Source organism: Nakamurella sp., assembly GCF_048594475.1.
GTDB lineage: Bacteria > Actinomycetota > Actinomycetes > Mycobacteriales > Nakamurellaceae > Nakamurella.
In genome coordinates, this window is record NZ_JBMDXT010000500.1 from 1 (window position 1) to 5,142 (window position 5,142).

At 74.0% G+C, this 5,142-nt stretch carries 6 protein-coding genes and 1 pseudogene; 6 read left to right on the forward strand and 1 reads right to left on the reverse strand.

Going from position 1 to position 5,142, the window contains the following annotated elements:
• The first annotated feature begins 392 nt into the window (after window positions 1–392).
• Window positions 393–647 (forward strand): WhiB family transcriptional regulator, encoded by a 255-nt coding sequence (locus ACOJUF_RS22630; RefSeq protein WP_395726445.1) that lies wholly within the window; start codon window positions 393–395, stop codon window positions 645–647.
• A gap of 114 nt (window positions 648–761) precedes the next feature.
• Window positions 762–1,163, forward strand: a complete 402-nt coding sequence (locus ACOJUF_RS22635) for a YccF domain-containing protein (protein ID WP_420124070.1) — start codon at window positions 762–764, stop codon at window positions 1,161–1,163.
• On the opposite strand, the gene ACOJUF_RS22640 is transcribed toward ACOJUF_RS22635, so the two are convergent.
• Window positions 1,156–1,548, reverse strand: a complete 393-nt coding sequence (locus ACOJUF_RS22640; RefSeq protein WP_420124071.1) for a metallopeptidase family protein — start codon at window positions 1,546–1,548, stop codon at window positions 1,156–1,158. The genes ACOJUF_RS22635 and ACOJUF_RS22640 overlap by 8 nt on opposite strands.
• Window positions 1,549–1,909: 361 nt before the next feature.
• Here ACOJUF_RS22640 and ACOJUF_RS22645 point away from each other — a divergent pair, with 361 nt between their 5' ends.
• The 4 genes and pseudogenes from ACOJUF_RS22645 to ACOJUF_RS22660 form a co-directional block, all read left to right on the forward strand.
• Window positions 1,910–2,260, forward strand: a complete 351-nt coding sequence (locus ACOJUF_RS22645) for a DUF3499 domain-containing protein (protein ID WP_420124074.1) — start codon at window positions 1,910–1,912, stop codon at window positions 2,258–2,260.
• Between the two features lie 329 nt (window positions 2,261–2,589).
• Window positions 2,590–4,008 (forward strand): phosphomannomutase/phosphoglucomutase, encoded by a 1,419-nt coding sequence (locus tag ACOJUF_RS22650; RefSeq protein WP_420124072.1) that lies wholly within the window; start codon window positions 2,590–2,592, stop codon window positions 4,006–4,008.
• Window positions 4,009–4,120: 112 nt separating this feature from the next.
• Complete coding sequence (locus tag ACOJUF_RS22655) at window positions 4,121–4,342, forward strand: Trm112 family protein (protein WP_420124073.1); 222 nt, start codon at window positions 4,121–4,123, stop codon at window positions 4,340–4,342.
• A gap of 91 nt (window positions 4,343–4,433) precedes the next feature.
• Window positions 4,434–5,142 (forward strand): annotated as a pseudogene (locus tag ACOJUF_RS22660) (hypothetical protein); the annotation flags it as partial.

The following is a 5,142-nucleotide window of genomic DNA, read 5'->3' on the forward strand; positions in this document are numbered from 1 at the left end:
GCGCCGGCCGTGACGAGCACGATCAGCGGGAAGATCCAGCCACCACCGGAGGACTTGGCCATCCGACCAGTCTTCCCGGCGATCACGCACAGCGACGTGTGCGCCCGCTCACCCTCCCGAACCGGCATTTCTTGCCGCGACTCGCCGTATAGCACCGGACCGAGCTTGACGGGAGACGAGACACACGGGTGTAATCACATCGGTGTCATTTCACCGGTCGTCCTCGATCAGTTCCCCGACGTCAGCGCAGATCCGCGGCGAACGCCTCCGGTCGAGGGTGGCACAGGGCCGGACGCCCCGGTGACCCGGACGTCGATGGCGACACGACCGCCACCGGCTCCACAGCAAGGACAGTGAGGAAGCAGCGCGTGACCGACCTGGGGGTGCCCACCATGCGGCAGATTCCCTTCTCGCCGACGGAAACCGGCGAACCGGAATGGCACGAAAGGGCGCTGTGCGCTCAGACCGACCCCGAGGCGTTCTTCCCCGAAAAGGGCGGATCGACCCGGGAGGCCAAGAAGATCTGCACGGGCTGCGAGGTGCGGGCCGAATGCCTGTCCTACGCGCTGGCCCATGACGAGCGGTTCGGCATCTGGGGCGGGTTGAGCGAGCGGGAACGCCGCCGGCTCAAGCGCGCCGCGGGCTGACCCCGGCCCGGATCCGGCCGGCGCGGTACCCACCGGATCCGGCCGGCGGCCGTCGATCACCCGGACCGGGTGATCATTCCCCGGTGGCGGTCGCCGATCCGTACCGTCGTCGGGGTGCGCGTCATTCTCAACATCATCTGGCTGGTGCTCTGCGGCTTCTGGATGTTCCTGGGGTACATCCTGGCCGGCATCGTCGCCTGCATCCTCATCATCACGATCCCGTTCGGCATCGCCTCGTTCCGCATCGCCGGCTTCGCGCTCTGGCCGTTCGGGCGGACGATGGTCAACCGGCCGGACGCCGGCTCGCCCTCGTTCGTCGGCAACGTCATCTGGTTCATCTTCGCGGGCCTGTGGCTGGCCATCGGGCACCTGGTCACCGGGCTGGCGCTGTGCCTGACGATCATCGGGATCCCGCTTGCGGTGGCCAATTTCAAGCTGATCCCGATCTCGCTCGCCCCGCTGGGCAAGCAGGTCGTCCGGCTCGACGACCCGCGGGCCCTGCAGACCGTCAGCTGACCGGGCCGTCCTCGTCGTCGGGGTCGCCCAGCACGTCGGCCAGCAGCTCGGCCAGCACCTCGGTGACCAGGTCGCCCAGTTCGCCGGCGTCGCCCGACCGCACCTCCAGGGGGCGGCGGTAGACCACGATCCGCGCCTTCGTCGGCCGGCCCCGGTTGTCCATCCCCGGCGGCAGGAACCGGGCCAGCGGCACCCCGCCGTCCAGCACGACCTCGTTCGAGGCGGTCTCCTGTCCCTGCGCCGGCACGGCCGGCACCTCGTCGACGGCGAACTCCAGCGTCTCCATCCGGCCCGGCCAGCGGACCTCGAGGTCGGCGACCGCCTCCAGTACCGCCTGGTCGAACCGTTCGGCCCGGGTCCGGGAGGCCGGCAGGTCGGCCGGCAACAGCGGTGTGCGCAGCCCGCGCCCGCGGCGGTCCCGCCGGGGCGGGGAGACCGGGACCCCGGCCGCCGGCGTGCGACGCGCCGGCACGGCCGGCCCGGCCGGTCGCGGCGCGCGGCCGGACGACCCGGGACGGGTGCGTCGGGGTTCAGGATTCGGGCCGGCCATCTCGGCAGTCAGTATGGCCCGCCGCGGGGCCGCCGGCCGCACCGGCCGGGACCGCCGGGTCCCGCCGCCGGCGTGACCCGTCCGGGTCGGACGGGCGGGCCGTCCGACCCCGCCGCCGGGAGCGTCCGCGACATCGGTCCGGCGTGCCGCGCCACCGCGACCGGAGTGGCCGCGTTATCGTGCCGCAGTGGCCAGACTGCGGCGATGCTCACGGAACGGGTGTACCAACCCGGCCGTGGCGACCCTGACATTCGCGTACGCGGATTCGACCGCGGTCGTCGGCCCCTTGGCGACCGCCGCCGAGCCGCACTCCTACGACCTGTGCTCGGCGCACGCCCAAGGGCTGACCGCGCCGAAGGGCTGGGAGGTGGTGCGCCCGGAGGACGAGCTCGGGGACGGCGCCCGCAACGACGACCTGGAGGCGCTGGCCGACGCGGTCCGCGAGGCCGGCCGGGTCGAGCGGAACGCCCAGCGCGAGCCCGAGCCGGCTCCTGCCGAGGGTGGCCGCCGCGGGCACCTGCGGGTGCTCCCCTCCCCGGACGCCTGACCGGCCGGCCCGCTCGCCGCCCGCCGGCCGGTCCCGCCTCGGGCGGATCGCCGGCCCACCCCCCGGCAGATCGCGGTGCTGGGTCCGGTTGATGTCGGGACGATGTCGGCGCGGTGTGCTCCCCGTCGGGCACCGGCCCGGCCTGCGACGACGCTCACGATCACGGGTGTGTCCGGGGTCGGCGGCCGGGACCCCGGGTAGGGTCCTTGACGGGTGACGGCCGGTCGGCCGGGGCGCCCGTGACCCCCCGGGGCACTGGTGAAGAACGGCAGGCGGCGCGCCGGCGTGCGATCGGTGTCGCGTCGAGCGCAGACGAGAGGACTGATGTCGTGGCGGTACCGACCTCGGAGGCCGGGCGACCGGCCGATGCGAGCCAGTCGAGGCTGACGGCGTTCGTCAAGGCGTACGACGTGCGGGGCCTGGTCGGATCGCAGCTGACCGCGGAGGTGACCAGGGCCATCGGGTACGCGTTCGCGCGGTTCCTGAGCCCGGACGCCTCGTCCGTGGTCGTCGCGTACGACATGCGCGAGTCGTCCCCGGAACTGGCCGGGGCGTTCGCCGACGGCGTGACCACCGCGGGCCTGGACGTCGTGATGGCCGGCCTCGGCTCGACCGACATGCTCTACTTCGCCGCCGGTCACCTGGACATGCCGGGCGCGATGTTCACCGCGTCGCACAACCCGGCCGCCTACAACGGCATCAAGATGTGTCTGGCCGGGGCCGTGCCGATCAGCCTGGACACCGGGCTGGCCCTGGTCCGGGACGAGGCCCAGGACATCCTGGACACCGGGTGGGACGCCGCGCGCCTGGCCGGGGACCGCGTCGGCACGGTGACCGAGCAGGATCTGCTCGTCGAGTACGCCGCCTACCTGCACTCGCTGGTCGACCTGCGCTCGATCCGGCCGCTGCGGGTCGTGGTGGACGCCGGCAACGGCATGGCCGGTTACACCGTGCCCGCCGTGTTGAGCGGCCTGCCGCTGCAGGTCGACCCCATGTACTTCGAGCTCGACGGCAGCTTCCCGAACCACGAGGCCAACCCGCTGGACCCGGCCAACCTGGTCGACCTGCAGGCCCGGATGCGGGAGGTGCAGGCCGACATCGGCCTGGCGTTCGACGGCGACGCCGACCGCTGCTTCGTCGTGGACGAGCGGGGCGAGCCCGTCTCGCCGAGCGCGATCACCGCGCTGGTGGCCACCCGCGAGCTGCGCCGGCATCCCGGCGCGACCATCCTCTACAACCTGATCTCCTCCCGCGCGGTGCCGGAGATCGTGACCCAGGCCGGCGGCTCGCCGGTCCGAACCCGGGTCGGGCATTCCTTCATCAAGGCCGAGATGGCCCGGACCGGTGCGGTCTTCGGCGGCGAGCACTCCGCGCACTACTACTTCGCCGACTTCTTCCGGGCGGACACCGGCATGCTGGCCGCGCTGCACGTGCTGGCCGCGCTCGGCGGCCAGGACGCCCCGCTGTCCGAATTCGCCGCCGAGTACGACCGGTACGCCGACTCCGGGGAGATCAACTCGACGGTGGCCGACGTGCCGGGCAAGCTGGACCAGATCAAGGCCTGGGCCGCCGCGAACGGTGGCGAGATCGACGAGATGGACGGCATCACCGTCGGGCTCGACGACGGCCGCTGGTTCAACGTCCGGCCGAGCAACACCGAACCGCTGCTGCGGCTCAACGTCGAGGCGCGGACGCCGGCGGCGATGAGCGCGCTGCGCGACGAGATCCTCGCGCTGATCCGCGGCTGACCGCGCCCGATCCGGCCCGCGCCCGAGTCACCCACCACGGGGGATACCGGAGCGGGCGACCCGCAGGTGACGATCATCGAGGATCGCCACCGCCGACAGAAAGGCTCCGACGATGTCAGGTCCGGGGGAGGGACCGGCCCGCTTGGACCCGGTTCTGCTCGACGTGCTCGCCTGCCCGGCGCAGGACCACGGTCCGCTGATCCAGGGAGCTCCGGGTGATCCGGCGGCGCCGGCCCTGACCTGCACCCGCTGCGCCCGGGTCTTCCCGATCCGGGACGGCATTCCCGTCCTGCTGCTCGACGAGGCCACCGGCGGGGACCGGTCGCCGGCATGAGCGAGCGGCAGCGAGCGAATCATCGGGACCGCATGACGGTGGCTCTTCCCGGGGCGACCGAGCGTGCGAGGTGCCCCGGAAGGTCGCCGGCATGAGCCGGGTCGACCTGCACGACGCCGCCGGGCTGGCCGCGGCCGACCTGGCCCTCTTGCTGCCGGCGGCCGCGCTGGCCGGGGCGCATGTGCGGGCGACCGCCGAGCAGGTGGCCGGCTTCGCCGACTTCGGCCGGCCGCGCGCGCTGGTCGTGGTCGGGGCGAACGCGGCGGTGGACACCGCGCTGCTGACCGCGCTGGTCGGCGACGCGCCGGCCCCGGTGGTCGCCGGCACCGGCCTGCCGCTGTGGGTCGGCCCGCTGGACATCGTGGTGGTGCTCGCGTCGCTGGTGGACGACATCGCCGCCGCGGAGGCCGCCGCCCTGGCCGTGCGCCGCGGGGCCCGGGTGATCGTGGGGGCGGCCGGGCACGGCCCGGTGGCGGAGGCGGCGGCCGGAGCCGAACTGCTGGAACCGCCGGTGCCGGTGACCGAGGCGCTGGCCGGCCCGGCCCGGCTGGCCGTCCTGGCCGGGGTGGCGGCGGCCGCCGGCTTCGGCCGGCGCCCGGACTTCCTGGCCGCGGCCGACCAGCTCGACGCGCTGGCCGTGGCCTGCCACCCGTCGTCGGAGTTCTTCGTCAATCCCGCGCTCACGCTGGCCGAGCACCTGTCGGCCGGCACGCCGCTGATCGTGGGGACCGCCCCGGTGGCCGACGCGCTGGCCGGTTACACGTGCCGCGCCCTGGCCACGCTGAGCGGGACCGCCGCGG

Coding starts and splice junctions, on each gene's coding strand:
- ACOJUF_RS22630 (WP_395726445.1), top strand. CDS start 393: ATGCGGCAGATTCCCTTCTCGCCGACGGAAACCGGCGAACCGGAATGG.
- ACOJUF_RS22655 (WP_420124073.1), top strand. CDS start 4,121: ATGTCAGGTCCGGGGGAGGGACCGGCCCGCTTGGACCCGGTTCTGCTC.